The sequence below is a fragment of the Mycobacterium sp. 852002-51971_SCH5477799-a genome, assembly GCF_001667145.1.
Lineage (GTDB): Bacteria > Actinomycetota > Actinomycetes > Mycobacteriales > Mycobacteriaceae > Mycobacterium.
Map to the genome: position 1 here is coordinate 119,470 of NZ_LZIF01000113.1, position 13,576 is coordinate 133,045.

13 protein-coding genes are annotated in these 13,576 nt (G+C 66.6%); 10 read left to right on the plus strand and 3 right to left on the minus strand.

Features of this window, described 5'->3' with window-relative positions:
• Positions 1-90: 90 nt before the first annotated feature.
• The 7 genes from A5753_RS18560 to pknB all read left to right on the plus strand — a co-directional run bounded on the left by A5753_RS18560 (position 91) and on the right by pknB (position 9,958).
• A complete protein-coding gene (locus A5753_RS18560) occupies positions 91-1,725 on the plus strand; it encodes an FhaA domain-containing protein (protein ID WP_231990108.1) in 1,635 nt (544 codons plus the stop codon).
• Between the two features lie 124 nt (positions 1,726-1,849).
• Positions 1,850-2,317 carry an FHA domain-containing protein gene (locus A5753_RS18565; RefSeq protein ID WP_007771646.1) on the plus strand — a complete coding sequence of 156 codons (468 nt, stop codon included), beginning with the start codon at positions 1,850-1,852 and terminating at the stop codon, positions 2,315-2,317.
• 97 nt (positions 2,318-2,414) lie between these two features.
• The gene (locus A5753_RS18570) at positions 2,415-3,923 is read left to right on the plus strand and encodes a PP2C family serine/threonine-protein phosphatase (RefSeq protein WP_067131296.1); all 1,509 of its coding nucleotides are present in this window, start codon (positions 2,415-2,417) and stop codon (positions 3,921-3,923) included.
• Positions 3,920-5,326 (plus strand): FtsW/RodA/SpoVE family cell cycle protein, encoded by a 1,407-nt coding sequence (locus tag A5753_RS18575; RefSeq protein WP_067131299.1) that lies wholly within the window; start codon positions 3,920-3,922, stop codon positions 5,324-5,326. Before A5753_RS18570 ends, A5753_RS18575 begins: the two co-directional genes overlap by 4 nt.
• Positions 5,323-6,801, plus strand: coding sequence for a D,D-transpeptidase PbpA (pbpA, locus tag A5753_RS18580; protein ID WP_067131302.1), 1,479 nt, complete (start codon positions 5,323-5,325; stop codon positions 6,799-6,801). Before A5753_RS18575 ends, pbpA begins: the two co-directional genes overlap by 4 nt.
• Entirely contained in the window at positions 6,798-8,081 is a 1,284-nt protein-coding gene (locus A5753_RS18585; protein WP_067131304.1) for a serine/threonine-protein kinase, read from the plus strand. The genes pbpA and A5753_RS18585 overlap by 4 nt, the downstream gene beginning before the upstream one ends.
• Positions 8,078-9,958, plus strand: a complete 1,881-nt coding sequence (gene pknB / locus A5753_RS18590) for a Stk1 family PASTA domain-containing Ser/Thr kinase (protein WP_067131307.1) — start codon at positions 8,078-8,080, stop codon at positions 9,956-9,958. Before A5753_RS18585 ends, pknB begins: the two co-directional genes overlap by 4 nt.
• Here pknB and A5753_RS18595 read toward each other — a convergent pair.
• Both A5753_RS18595 and A5753_RS18600 read right to left on the minus strand, forming a co-directional pair.
• On the minus strand, positions 9,936-10,622 hold the full coding sequence (locus tag A5753_RS18595; RefSeq protein WP_067131310.1) for an aminodeoxychorismate/anthranilate synthase component II: 687 nt from the start codon (positions 10,620-10,622) through the stop codon (positions 9,936-9,938). The genes pknB and A5753_RS18595 overlap by 23 nt on opposite strands.
• Positions 10,623-10,670: 48 nt before the next feature.
• The gene (locus A5753_RS18600) at positions 10,671-11,414 is read right to left on the minus strand and encodes a DUF881 domain-containing protein (RefSeq protein WP_067131313.1); all 744 of its coding nucleotides are present in this window, start codon (positions 11,412-11,414) and stop codon (positions 10,671-10,673) included.
• A gap of 128 nt (positions 11,415-11,542) precedes the next feature.
• Here A5753_RS18600 and crgA point away from each other — a divergent pair, with 128 nt between their 5' ends.
• Both crgA and A5753_RS18610 read left to right on the plus strand, forming a co-directional pair.
• Positions 11,543-11,824 (plus strand): cell division protein CrgA, encoded by a 282-nt coding sequence (crgA, locus tag A5753_RS18605; RefSeq protein ID WP_067131414.1) that lies wholly within the window; start codon positions 11,543-11,545, stop codon positions 11,822-11,824.
• A 155-nt stretch (positions 11,825-11,979) separates the two neighbouring features.
• Complete coding sequence (locus A5753_RS18610) at positions 11,980-12,405, plus strand: PH domain-containing protein (RefSeq protein ID WP_067131317.1); 426 nt, start codon at positions 11,980-11,982, stop codon at positions 12,403-12,405.
• A 24-nt stretch (positions 12,406-12,429) separates the two neighbouring features.
• On the opposite strand, the gene A5753_RS18615 is transcribed toward A5753_RS18610, so the two are convergent.
• Complete coding sequence (locus A5753_RS18615) at positions 12,430-12,978, minus strand: peptidylprolyl isomerase (RefSeq protein ID WP_067131320.1); 549 nt, start codon at positions 12,976-12,978, stop codon at positions 12,430-12,432.
• A 163-nt stretch (positions 12,979-13,141) separates the two neighbouring features.
• Here A5753_RS18615 and cwsA point away from each other — a divergent pair, with 163 nt between their 5' ends.
• Positions 13,142-13,576: a cell wall synthesis protein CwsA gene (gene cwsA, locus A5753_RS18620; RefSeq protein ID WP_067131323.1), complete on the plus strand. Its 435-nt coding sequence runs from the start codon at positions 13,142-13,144 to the stop codon at positions 13,574-13,576.

A 13,576-nucleotide genomic window follows, 5' to 3' on the forward strand; every position in this document is an offset into this window, starting at 1 on the left:
GGTGATTCGTTTGCCGTCCAACGGCAATACCTCATGGCAAGTGCACGCGAACGGTAGGACATGAGTAGCCAACGGGGGCTGGTCACGCGGATCGAGCGCAAACTCGAGGCGACGGTAGACAATGCGTTCGCCCGGGTATTCGGTGGATCGATCGTTCCGCAAGAGGTTGAAGCCCTGTTGTGCCGCGAGGCGCGTGACGGAGTCCAGAAACTTCACGGAAACCGCCTTTTGGCCCCCAACGAATACATCATTACCCTCGGTATGCACGACTTCGAGAAGGTGAGCGCCGATTCGAATCTCACGTCGGGCGGTTTCGCGAGGTACTTGACTGACTACATCCACGAACAGGGGTGGCAAACGTATGGTGAGGTGGTCGTTCGGTTCGAGCAGTCGTCGAACCTGCGCACCGGCCAGTACCGCGCCCGCGGTGCTGTCAACCCTGATGTCCAGCCCCGCCCGACGGTCGACGACCCCGTCCGGCCACAATCAAGTAACGCGTTCGGCGAAGAACGAGGAGTAGCACCAATGACTGACAATTCTGGCTACCGCGGGGCTCAGGGGCCGGGCCGATCCGGCGACGAGTACTACGACGACCGCTACGGGCGTCCGCAGGACGAGGCACGCGGTGGCCCAGACCCGCAGGGAGGACCCGACCAGCGCGGTGCGTATCCGCCCGAGCAGCAGCACGGGTACCCACCTCAACAGGGCTACCCGCCGCCCCGCCAACCCGAGCAGGGCGGCTACCCGGACCAGGGCGGCTACCCCGATCAGGGACACGGCGCCGGCTACTCACCTCAACAGGGCTACCCGGAGCAGGGCGGCTACCCGGACCAGCGCGGCTATCCCGACCAGCAGGGACAGGGCGGCTATGCCCCTCAGCAGCAGGGCTACCAAGACCAGCGCGGCTATCCCGAGCAGGGACAGGGCGGCTATCCGCAGTCGTATGAGCAGCGTCCCCCGGCGCCCGGCGGCGGCTACAGCGGCCAAGGCTACGACCAGGGGTACCGCCAGGGTGGCGGCTATGCCCCTCCCGGCGGTCAGCAGGGTGGTGGGCAGCCGGGCTACGGCGGCTACGGCGATTACGGTCGCGGTCCGGCCCGCCAGGACGAGGGCGGCTACGCGCCGCCCGAGCAACGACCCGGGTACCCCGAGCAGGGCGGCGGGTACGACCAGGGCTACCAGCAGGGCGGGGGATACGGCCGCCAGGACTATGGCTCCCCCGAGTACACCCAGTACTCCGAGCACGCGCAGAGCGGGGCGTACGGCGGTCAAGCCGGCGCCTACCCGGAGGCCGCCAGCCCCGAGTACGACTACGGCCAGCAGCCGGAGTACGGCCAGCAACCGGAATACGGTCAGCAGCCTGACTACGGCCAGTCCGCCGACTACGGGCAACAGGGTGGTTACGGCGGCTACGGCCAGGGCGGCTACGGCGCCGGTGGAACCACTATTACCCTTCAGCTCGACGACGGCAGCGGCCGCACCTATCAACTGCGCGAGGGCTCCAACATCGTGGGCCGCGGGCAAGACGCCCAATTCCGGTTGCCTGACACCGGCGTGTCGCGGCGTCACCTGGAAATCCGCTGGGACGGACAGGTCGCACTGCTGTCGGATCTGAACTCCACCAACGGGACCACGGTGAACAACGCACCTATCCAGGAGTGGCAGCTGGCCGACGGCGACGTGATCCGCCTGGGCCACTCGGAGATCATCGTCCGGATCCACTAAGCCACTGGGCTTAACGCTGCCGTGCTTCGCCCCGTGGCATCCGCCGTCCAAGTATCGTGACGTAGCCGATGTGCTCGGAGTCACGGGCGCCAGGGATGCGACGCTAGGACGGAAGGGACGCCAGATGCAGGGACTGGTACTGCAGCTGACGCGCGCCGGCTTTTTGATGTTGCTGTGGGTTTTCATCTGGTCCGTGCTGCGAATCCTTCGGACCGACATCTACGCGCCGACCGGCGCTGTCATGGTGCGTCGCGGTTTGGCGTTGCGCAGCACGCTGCTACCGTCGCGCCAGCGCCGGCATGCGGCCCGCTATCTGGTAGTCACCGAAGGCGCGTTGGCGGGCGGACGCATCACCCTCAGCGGACAGCCGGTGTTGATCGGAAGGGCTGACGACTCCACGCTGGTGCTCACCGACGACTACGCCTCGACGCGGCACGCCCGGCTGTCCCAGCGCGGCTCGGAGTGGTACGTCGAGGATCTAGGATCGACCAACGGCACTTACCTTGACAGGGCGAAGGTGACGACTGCGGTACGAGTTCCAATCGGAACGCCGATACGAATCGGCAAAACGGCGATTGAGTTGCGCCCGTGATCCGGGCCTACGGCGATGGTCCGGGCGCGGCCGGAATCGTGGGGGCATGCCCCCACAGGGTGGGGGCACCTCCCGCTAGCCGGGGAGGATGCCGCCCGTGACCTTGGTCCTGCGATATGCCGCGCGTAGTGATCGCGGCCTGGTGCGCGCCAACAACGAAGACTCCGTCTATGCCGGCGCGCGACTGCTCGCGCTCGCTGACGGCATGGGGGGTCACGCGGCCGGCGAGGTGGCATCCCAATTGGTGATTGCTGCGCTGGCCCATCTGGATGACGACGAGCCGGGCGGCGATCTGCTGGCCAAGCTCGACGATGCGGTGCGCTCCGGGAATGCGGCCATCGCCGCGCAGGTGGAGGCCGAGCCGGAGCTCGAGGGGATGGGCACCACCCTTACCGCAATCCTGTTCGCGGGCGACCGCATCGGAATGGTGCACATCGGCGACTCACGCGGCTACTTGTTGCGCGACGGGGAACTGAGCCAGATCACCAAAGACGACACGTTTGTGCAGACGTTGGTCGACGAAGGCCGGATCACCCGGGAAGAGGCGCACAGCCACCCGCAGCGGTCATTGATCATGCGGGCGCTGACGGGCCACGAGGTCGAGCCGACGTTGACCATGCGCGAGGCGCGTGCCGGTGACCGCTATCTGCTGTGCTCGGACGGGTTATCCGATCCGGTGAGCGACGAGACCATCCTCGAGGCACTGCAGATACCGGACGTCGCCGAGGCTGCCTACCGCCTCATCGAGCTGGCGCTGCGTGGCGGCGGCCCGGACAACGTGACCGTAGTGGTCGCCGACGTCGTCGACTATGACTACGGGCAGACCCAACCGATCCTCGCCGGCGCGGTGTCGGGCGACGAAGATCAAATGACCCTGCCCAACACCTCCGCCGGGCGCGCCTCAGCGATTCGGCCTCGCGATGAGTCCGCCAAACGTGTTGCGCCGCAACCGGAAACACCGCCCCGGCCGCGCTGGCCGCGGCGGAAGATGTTCTTTGCCGCCGGTGTGGCCGTGCTGTTGGTGTTAGCGGGCCTCGGCGTCGGATGGTGGGTCATCCAACGCAACTACTACATCGCCGATTACAACGGCCGGGTCTCCATCGTCCGCGGAATCCAGGGCACCCTGCTGGGCATCCCGTTGCAGCAGCCCTATCTGGTGGGCTGCCTCAACTCCCGCAACGAGCTCTCCCTGGTCAGCTACGGGCAATCCGACGGCCGGGCCAACTGCCAGCTGATGACGCTGCAAGACCTGCGCCGCCCCGGACAAGTCCAAGTTCAAACCGGCCTGCCGGGCGGCAGCCTGGACCAGGCCGAGTCGCAGCTGCGGCAGCTGCTGGCCGAATACCTACTGCCCATCTGTCCGCCTCCGCGCGCCACGTCTCCGCCCGGCTCACCGGGCACCCGCGGCGAACCACCAGAATCCGGCACCACAGCATCACCAGCACCACCGAACACCAGCTCTCCGAGCGCCAGCCCATCGCCGGGCACGAGCGCCAACGGCCCCGCGAACTCCCCGCAAGCAGGTCCGACGACCACGTCGCAGACAGTGACCGCGCTTCCCGGGCCGCCACCTCAACCAGGCATCGATTGCCGGACGGTGGCATGACGACACAACTCCAGCCGCCGGTCGCGGTCACGCCCCCGTTGCCTACCCGGCGAAATGCCGAGTTGTTGCTCCTGGGCTTCGCCGCGCTGATCACCGTTGCCGCGCTGCTGATAGTCGAGGCCAACCAAGAGCGCGATCTGCACTGGACCGCGATCAGTTACGGGGTGGTGTTCCTTGTCGTGTTCGGGTCGGCGCACATGGCCATCAGGCGCTTCGCGCCCTACACCGATCCGCTACTACTGCCGATCGTGGCACTACTCAACGGCCTTGGACTGGTCATGATTCACCGCTTGGATCTGGTCACCAATCAGCTCAGCGGCCGCCACCACCCCAGCGCGACCCAGCAGATGCTGTGGACCCTGATCGGCGTCGTGACTTTTTCCCTGGTGGTCACATTTTTGAAGGACCATCGGCAGCTTGCGCGCTACGGCTACATCTGCGGACTAGTCGGTCTGATCTTTTTGGTGATTCCCGCCCTGTTGCCGGCATCGCTGTCCGAACAGAACGGCGCCAAGATTTGGATTCGCTTGCCCGGCTTCTCAATTCAGCCTGCCGAGTTCTCCAAGATTCTGCTGCTGATCTTTTTCTCCGCTGTGCTGATCGCCAAACGCGGCCTGTTCACCAGCGTGGGCAAGCACTTCATGGGTCTGACGCTGCCCCGGCCCCGCGACCTCGCACCCCTACTGGCGGCGTGGGTGATCTCGGTCGGCGTGATGGCCTTCGAAAAGGACCTTGGCACTTCGCTATTGCTGTACACGTCGTTTCTGGTGGTGGTATACCTCGCCACCCAACGCTTCAGTTGGGTGGGTATCGGGCTGGTCCTGTTCGCCGCGGGAAGTGTTGTCGCGTATTACATTTTCGGCCACGTCCGCGTGCGGGTGCAGATGTGGTGGGACCCGTTTTCCGACCCTGACGGCAGCGGCTACCAGATCGTCCAGTCGCTCTTCAGTTTTGCCACCGGCGGGATCTTCGGGACCGGCCTGGGTAACGGTCAGCCCGATACGGTGCCCGCCGCCTCAACCGATTTCATCATCGCCGCGTTCGGCGAAGAGCTGGGGTTGGTGGGCCTGGCCAGCATCTTGATGCTCTACACCATCGTCATCGTGCGGGGTCTGCGCACGGCAATCGCCACCCGCGACAGCTTCGGCAAGCTGCTTGCCGCGGGTTTGGCGTCGACGCTGGCCCTTCAGCTGTTCATCGTCGTCGGCGGGGTAACTCAGCTCATTCCGCTGACGGGGCTGACGACTCCGTGGATGTCCTACGGTGGCTCGTCCTTGCTGGCGAACTATGTGCTGCTGGCCATACTGGCGCGCATTTCGCACAGCGCCCGTCGTCCCCTGCGCACCCGCGCCCGCAAGCCGCCGATCGCGGCGGCCAGCACCGAGGTGATCGAGACAGTATGAACGCCTCGCTGCGCCGGATCTCGGTGACCGTGATGGCGTTGATCGTGTTGCTGTTGATCAACGCCACGATGACGCAGGTCTTCGCCGCGGACTCGCTGCGTGGCGATCCGCGCAACCAGCGGGTCCTGCTCGACGAGTATTCACGCCAGCGCGGCCAGATTGTGGCGGGCGGGCAGCTGTTGGCGTATTCGGTCGCCACCGACAACCGCTACCGCTTCCTGCGGGTGTATCCGAACCCGACCGAATACGCGCCCGTGACCGGCTTCTATTCGTTGCGCTATTCGAGCACCGGTCTGGAACGCGCCGAGGATCCGCTGTTGAACGGCTCCGACGAGCGGCTGTTCGGCCGCCGGCTGGCCGACTTCTTCACCGGTCGCGACCCGCGGGGCGCGAACGTCGACACCACGATCAAACCGCGGGTCCAGCGGGCCGCCTGGGATGCGATGCAGCAGGACTGCGGCGGTCCGCCGTGCAAGGGCGCCGTCGTCGCCCTCGAACCCGCGACCGGCAAGATTCTGGCGATGGTGTCATCGCCCTCCTATGACGCCAACCTCCTGTCCTCGCACGATCCAGAAGTTCAGGCGCAGGCGTGGCAGAAGCTGCGTGACGACCCCAATAACCCACTGACCAATCGCGCGATCTCCGAGACATACCCGCCCGGGTCGACTTTCAAGGTGATCACCACGGCGGCCGCGCTGCAGGCCGGCGCCTCCGACACCGAACAGCTGACCGCCGCCCCTTCCATTCCGTTGCCCAACAGCACCGCAACTCTGGAGAACTACGGTGGGGAGCCGTGCGGGAACGAGCCGACGGTGTCTTTGCGGCAGGCGTTCGCCCTGTCGTGCAACACCGCATTCGTCCAACTCGGCCTCCTCACCGGCTCCGATGCGCTGCGCAACATGGCGAACTCGTTTGGGCTGGACAGCACGCCAAGCGTCATCCCGCTGCAGGTCGCGGAGTCGACCGTGGGGATCATTCCGGACGCCGCAGCGCTGGGAATGTCTAGCATCGGCCAGAAGGACGTCGCTCTGACGCCCCTGCAGAACGCCGAGATCGCCGCGACCATCGCGAACGCTGGGGTAACGATGCAGCCCTATCTGATCGACAGCCTCAAGGGGCCCGACCTGACCACGATCAGCACCACAGCACCGTATGAGCAGCGGCGCGCCGTGTCGCCGCAGGTCGCCGCTAAGCTGACAGAGCTGATGGTCGGCGCCGAGAAGGTCGCACAGCAGAAAGGGGCCATTCCCGGCGTGCAGATCGCATCGAAGACTGGTACCGCGGAGCATGGCAGCGACCCGCGGCATACACCGCCGCACGCTTGGTACATCGCTTTCGCGCCCGCACAGACCCCGAAGGTCGCTGTGGCGGTGTTGGTGGAGAATGGCGCCGACCGCCTGTCTGCGACGGGAGGTGCACTCGCCGCGCCGATCGGACGGGCTGTGATCCAGGCCGCGCTACAGGGAGGACCATGAGCCCGCGAGTTGGTGTGACGCTGTCCGGCAGATACCGTCTGCAGCGCCTGATCGCCACCGGCGGCATGGGTCAGGTGTGGGAGGCGGTAGACAGCCGGCTGGGCCGGCGCGTCGCGGTCAAGGTGCTCAAGCAGGAGTTCTCCCAGGACCCCGAGTTCATTGAGCGGTTCCGCGCCGAAGCGCGTACCACCGCGATGCTCAACCATCCCGGCATCGCGGCCGTTCACGACTACGGCGAAAGCCAGCTGGACGGGGAGGGCCGGACTGCCTACCTGGTGATGGAGCTGGTCAACGGTGAGCCGCTGAACTCGGTGCTCAAGCGGACCGGCCGACTGTCGCTGCGGCACGCACTGGACATGCTCGAGCAGACCGGTCGTGCGCTGCAGGTGGCGCATGCCGCCGGGCTGGTGCACCGCGACGTCAAACCAGGCAACATCTTGATCACCCCGACGGGCCAGGTGAAGATCACCGACTTCGGTATCGCCAAGGCCGTCGACGCCGCTCCGGTGACCCAGACGGGGATGGTGATGGGCACCGCCCAATACATCGCACCCGAGCAGGCCCTGGGCCATGACGCCACCCCGTCGAGCGACGTGTACTCGCTGGGAGTCGTCGGGTACGAGGTGGTATCGGGCAAGCGGCCGTTCACCGGTGACGGCGCCCTGACGGTGGCGATGAAGCACATCAAGGAACCGCCGCCCCCGCTTCCCGCGGAGCTGCCGCCCAACGTGCGCGAACTCATCGAGATCACGCTGGTGAAGAACCCGGCGATGCGGTACCGCAGCGGCGGACCGTTCGCCGACGCGGTGTCCGCGGTGCGCGCCGGCCGCCGTCCGCCGCGGCCCAGCCAGTCACCGCCGCCGGGCCGCGCGTCCCCGGCAGCCATTCCGTCCAGCCCGACGACCCGCGCCGCCGCGGTGTCTCCGAGCCGAAGCGCCGCGCCCCGTCGGTCGCGGCCGACTACCGGCGGCCACCGCACGCCCCCCGCCCGTCGCACCTTCTCTTCGGGTCAGCGAGCGCTCCTGTGGGCCGCCGGTGTGCTCGGCGCCCTGGCGATCATCATCGCGGTGCTGATCGTCATCAATTCGCGGGCGGACCAGCAGCAACAGCCGCCGACGGTGACCGACACCGGGACCCCGCCCGCCTCGGGGCCGGCGCCGACCAAGACTCCGAGCGGTGCCGGGGCCCGGCCCGAAATGCGGCTTAGTTGGCCGGATACGGGGACAATAGGGACCTCCGGCTTTCATAACGTGCCGGCCCGACACGGAACACCGCAATGACCACGCCGCAGCATCTGTCCGACCGCTACGAACTGGGCGAAATCCTCGGTTTCGGGGGTATGTCCGAGGTTCATCTGGCCCGTGATGTCCGATTGCACCGCGACGTCGCGGTCAAGGTGCTGCGCGCGGATCTGGCCCGCGACCCTAGCTTTTACCTTCGCTTCCGGCGCGAGGCGCAAAACGCCGCCGCGCTGAATCACCCGTCCATCGTTGCCGTCTACGACACCGGCGAGGCCGAGACGCCCACCGGGCCGCTGCCCTACATCGTCATGGAGTACGTCGACGGCGTCACCCTGCGCGACGTCGTGCACACCGACGGCCCCCTGCCGCCGCGCCGGGCCATCGAGATCATCGCCGACGCATGCCAGGCGCTGAACTTCAGCCATCAGAACGGCATCATCCATCGCGACGTCAAGCCGGCCAACATCATGATCAGCAACACGAATGCGGTCAAGGTGATGGACTTCGGCATCGCCCGCGCGATCGCGGACAGCGGCAACAGCGTCACCCAGACCGCCGCGGTGATCGGAACCGCGCAGTACCTCTCTCCCGAGCAGGCTCGCGGTGACGCCGTCGATGCTCGTTCCGATGTATATTCATTGGGCTGCGTTCTCTACGAAATCCTTACGGGCGAACCACCTTTCACCGGCGACTCGCCGGTGGCCGTTGCCTATCAACATGTTCGGGAAGACCCGGTGGCGCCATCGCAGCGGCACGAAGGCATCTCCGCCGACCTCGACGCCGTGGTGCTCAAGGCGTTGGCCAAGAATCCCGACAACCGTTATCAGACCGCGGCGGAGATGCGTGCAGACCTGATTCGGGTGCACAACGGGGACAGGCCCGAGGCGCCCAAGGTACTCACCGACGCCGACCGGAGCTCGCTCCTGTCGGCCAATGTGGGGAACTCCGGGCCGTCACGGACCGACCCGCTGCCCCGTCAGGTCCTCGCCGACGCGGGCGAGGACCGCAGCGTCGGTTCGGTCGGCCGCTGGATAGTCGCCGTGGCGGCGCTCGCGGTGCTGACGATCGTTGTCGTCATTGCTTTCAACACCTTTGGCGGCAATGCCCGTGATGTGCAGGTGCCCGACGTGCGCGGACAGGTGTCCGCCGATGCCATCGCGGCGCTGCAGAATCGCGGCTTCAAGACCCGCACTCTGCAGAAGCCGGATTCGACGATCCCGCCCGACCATGTCATCGGTACCGATCCGGGCGCTAACGCGTCGGTCAATGCGGGCGATGAGATCACCATCAACGTTTCCACCGGGCCCGAACAGCGTGAGGTGCCCGACGTTTCGTCGCTGAGTTATTCCGACGCGGTCAGCAAGCTGAAAGCCGCCGGCTTCAGCAAGTTCAAGCAGGCCAACTCCCCGTCGACCCCCGAACTGCTGGGCAAGGTGATCGGGACCAACCCGCCGGCCAATCAGACGTCGGCGATCACCAACGTCGTCACCCTCATCGTCGGCTCCGGGCCGGAGACCAAGCAGGTTCCCGATATCGCGGGCCAAACCGTCGACATCGCGCAGAAGAACCTAGCCGTCTACGGCTTCAGCAAGGTCACCCAGGTGCAGGTGGACAGCACCCGCCCGGCCGGTGAGGTGATCGGGACCAATCCGCCCAAGGGGCAGATGGTTCCGGTGGACTCGGTGATCGAGTTGCAGGTGTCCAAGGGCAATCAGTTCATCATGCCCGACCTGTCCGGCATGTTCTGGACCGACGCCGAACCGCGGCTACGCGCGTTGGGCTGGACGGGCATCCTGGACAAGGGCGCCGACGTCGACGCGGGCGGCGCCCAATCCCATCGGGTGGTCTATCAGAACCCGCCCGTCGGCTCCGGGGTCAACCGCGACGGCATCATCACGCTGAAGTTCGGTCAGTAACCGTCGGGTCGGCCGGAAAATACGGCCGCACCGCGGCGTGCACGTCATTCTCGAGCCGGCGCACCAACGTGTCGTTGCGCTCCCACCCGCAATCGGCGAGCCAGTTCGCCAGCATTCGATGGCCGCCCTCGGTCAGGATGGACTCCGGGTGGAACTGGACGCCGTGAATCGGGAGTTCGGTGTGGCGCACGCCCATGATCACACCACTTCGGGTTTGGGCGGTGACCTGAAGCACCGGCGGCAGCGACTCGGGCAGAATGGTCAGCGAATGATAGCGAGTCGCGGTGAAGGGGTCTGGAAGTCCTTGCAGCACACCGGTATTGCTGTGGTGGACGCTGCTGGTCTTGCCGTGCAGCAATTCGGGGGCGCGGTCGACGGTCGCACCGAATGCGACACCGATGGCCTGGTGGCCCAGGCAGACCCCGAGCAGCGGAGTCCGCTCGGCGGCGCACGCCCGGACCATCGGAATGGACGCGCCCGCGCGCTCCGGGGTACCCGGCCCCGGACTGAGCAGCACGCCGTCGAACTGACGGGCCACTGCGGCCTCGTCGGACAGGCGGGTGTCGTCATTGCGCCAGACTTCAGCGTCCACACCCAGCTGGCCGAGGTACTGCACCAGGTTGAACACGAAGCTGTCGTAGTTGTCGACGACCAGGATTCGCATCGTGCCAGGTTACCGTCCGACGGCCGTGGCGATGCCGGTCAGTAGGCGTCAGTAAGCGATCGGGCCGTTGGCCTGCGCGAAATGCAGCCGCTCGGGTTCGGAATGGCCGACGACCTGCACGTCGGACTTGACCTCTTCTTGGTAGCCCAGGCCGAAGCGGACGACGTACTGCTTGTACAGGACCACCAAGGGAGCGGCGGCGAGGGCGGCTTGCATGGCGTTGGCGTTGCCGATCGCGGTGATCGAGTACGGCGGGCTGTAGGTGCGGCCGTTGAGCAGCAGGGTGTTGCCGACGCAGCGCGGGACCGACGTCGCGATGATCCGCTGATCCTGCATCTGGATCGCCTCAGCGCCGGCGCTCCACAACGCATTGAGCACCGCTTGAATGTCTTGCTGATGCACCACCAGGTCGTCGGGGGATGCGTCGCGCGGGAACCTGCCGTTGGCGTCGCGCTGCGCATCCGCGAGAGTGACCACCAGGCCCGGCCCGTGGACCGGGCTCATCCCCGCCTCGCCGGCCAGCTGGGCGGAGCGCCGCAGCATCGCGGCGAGCGCGGCATCCGAGGACCGCCCGTGCGCGGCGTCGATCTTGCCCGCCAGCGCCTCGCGCTGGGCGTTCAGCCGATTCACCGAAGACTGGGTTTCGCGGACCAGGTCCACCAGCCGCGGGGCGTCGCTGCGGCGGATTTCGGCGCCGCCGGAGACTCCGTGGGTAGCGGCGAGCAGCAGCCCGGCCAGCAGACAGACGACCGGGACGCCAAAGCGCCATGGCGACCGGCGCGTCTGAGTCATCGCGTCTCCATTCCTGGTCACCGTGCCGGGTGAGTTAGTCTCGTAGCCAAGCCATGGGTGCAGTTGCACTGCTCATCGTTGCACCCCGTACCGCTCACCGTGTCGTTGAGTTGATCCGCGAGGTAATCATGCCCAAGTCCAAGGTCCGCAAGAAGAACGACTTCGCCGTCAGCGCGGTCAGCCGCACCCCCGTGAAAGTCAAGGTCGGACCATCGAGCGTCTGGTTCGTCGCGCTGTTCATCGGCCTCATGTTGATCGGTCTGGTTTGGTTGATGGTGTTCCAGTTGGCCGCGGTCGGGAGCAACGCGCCGACGGCCCTGAACTGGATGGCGCAATTGGGCCCGTGGAACTACGCCATCGCGTTCGCTTTCATGATCACCGGCTTGTTGCTCACGATGCGCTGGCACTGACCAGGACTGTCGGCGTAATGAATTCATTTTTGGTCTGATTGACCACTGCGTCAGCAACTTTCCAGCCACCCAATCACACGCGTGTGATTTATCCCCACTGTTGATAGCTGATGTGGATAACTGCATAGGCCGTGGTGGGAGGGGTTGAGGAGCGCATGCAGCAAACACGATGGGAGCCGCACGCGGCCGGAATCGCTGGTTGTGGAGCCGCGGGCGTTTTGATGGCTATCGCCGCTGTGACCGTGGTCACAGATCCGCCCGGGCGGATTCTCGCGGGCGTTGCCGCGGCGGGCCTGATCTTGTTTGCCGGCGTGTCTTGGCACGCGCGCCCCAAGCTGGCAATCACGCCCGGCGGCCTGATGCTGCGCGGTTGGTTTCGGACGCAGGTATTGCAGCATTCAGACATCAAGATCATCCGCGTCATCGAGTTCCGCCGCTATGGACGAAAGGTGCGGTTACTCGAGGTCGAGACGGCCGACGGCGACCTGGTGCTGTTCTCCCGCTGGGACCTGGGGACAGAGCCGGTAGGGGTGCTCGACGCGCTCACCGCAGCCGGCTACGCGGGCCGCCCGCCGGGCTGAGGCGCCCAGACCGACCGGACGGACTCAGGAAATGGTGATCGACTCGATGACGACCGCCTCAGTGGGGCGGTCGTTGCCGTCGGTGCCGGTCGTCGCGATCGCATCGACGACCTTCTGCGACTCGGGGTCGGTCACTTCACCGAAGATCGTGTGGCGCCGGTTCAGGTGCGGGGTTTGGCCCACCGTGATGAAGAACTGCGAGCCGTTGGTGCCCGGGCCGGCGTTCGCCATCGCGAGCAAGTAGGGCTTGTCGAATTGCAGTTCGGGGTGGAACTCATCGGCGAACTTGTAGCCCGGGCCGCCGCGACCGGTTCCGGTCGGGTCGCCGCCCTGAATCATGAACCCCCGGATCACCCTGTGGAAGACCGCGCCGTCGTAAAAGGGCCCGGAGGAGCCTCCCGATGCATTCTGCGTCGAGTACTCCTTGGTGCCCTGCGCCAGGCCGACGAAGTTGGCGACGGTCTTGGGCGCGTGGTTTCCGAAGAGGGCGACCTTGATGTCGCCGCGGTTGGTGTGGAGCGTGGCGGTAGCAGTCTGAAAGGGGCTGTTGGTCACGGCATGAGAGTCTGCCACTACGGGCGGGCCTCGCCGCAGGCGGTGTCACCCAAGGGCGAGCACGCGCAAAACGCGGTCAGCGCACACCGCGGACGCCTACGTCCCTATGCTGGCAGTCTGTTCGGATACTTTCCCGGACCGGCTTCCAGCAGGCTCCATCAGCGGGACAGAAAGGCGACAGATGACGGCGAAGATGGATTCGCGGCTGACACCGCGGCAGCGACTGGCCCGCGGCCTGACCTACTCGGCGCAGGGACCGGTTGACGTCACCCGCGGAGTTGTCGGCCTGAGCGTTCAGTCCGCGCAGTCGGCCGCCTCGCAGTTGCGTCGCCGCTACCAAGAGGGGCGGCTGGCCCGTGACCTCGCCGCGGCCCAAGAGATCCTGGCCCAAGAGCTGGCCGCCGCGCAGGAAGTGGTCACGAGCCTGCCCCAAGCGCTGCAGGAGGCACGCCGCGCGCAGCGTCGCGGCAAGCGTCCGTTGGTCTTAGCGGGGGTCGCCGCCGCGGTCCTCGTCGGGGGCGCCGCGGCGTTCAGCCTCGTCCGGCGCTCCGTGCGGGCGAAGCCTCAAGAGCCGCAATCGCGGCCGCCCAGCGTCGACGTGCAGCCGCGTCCCTAG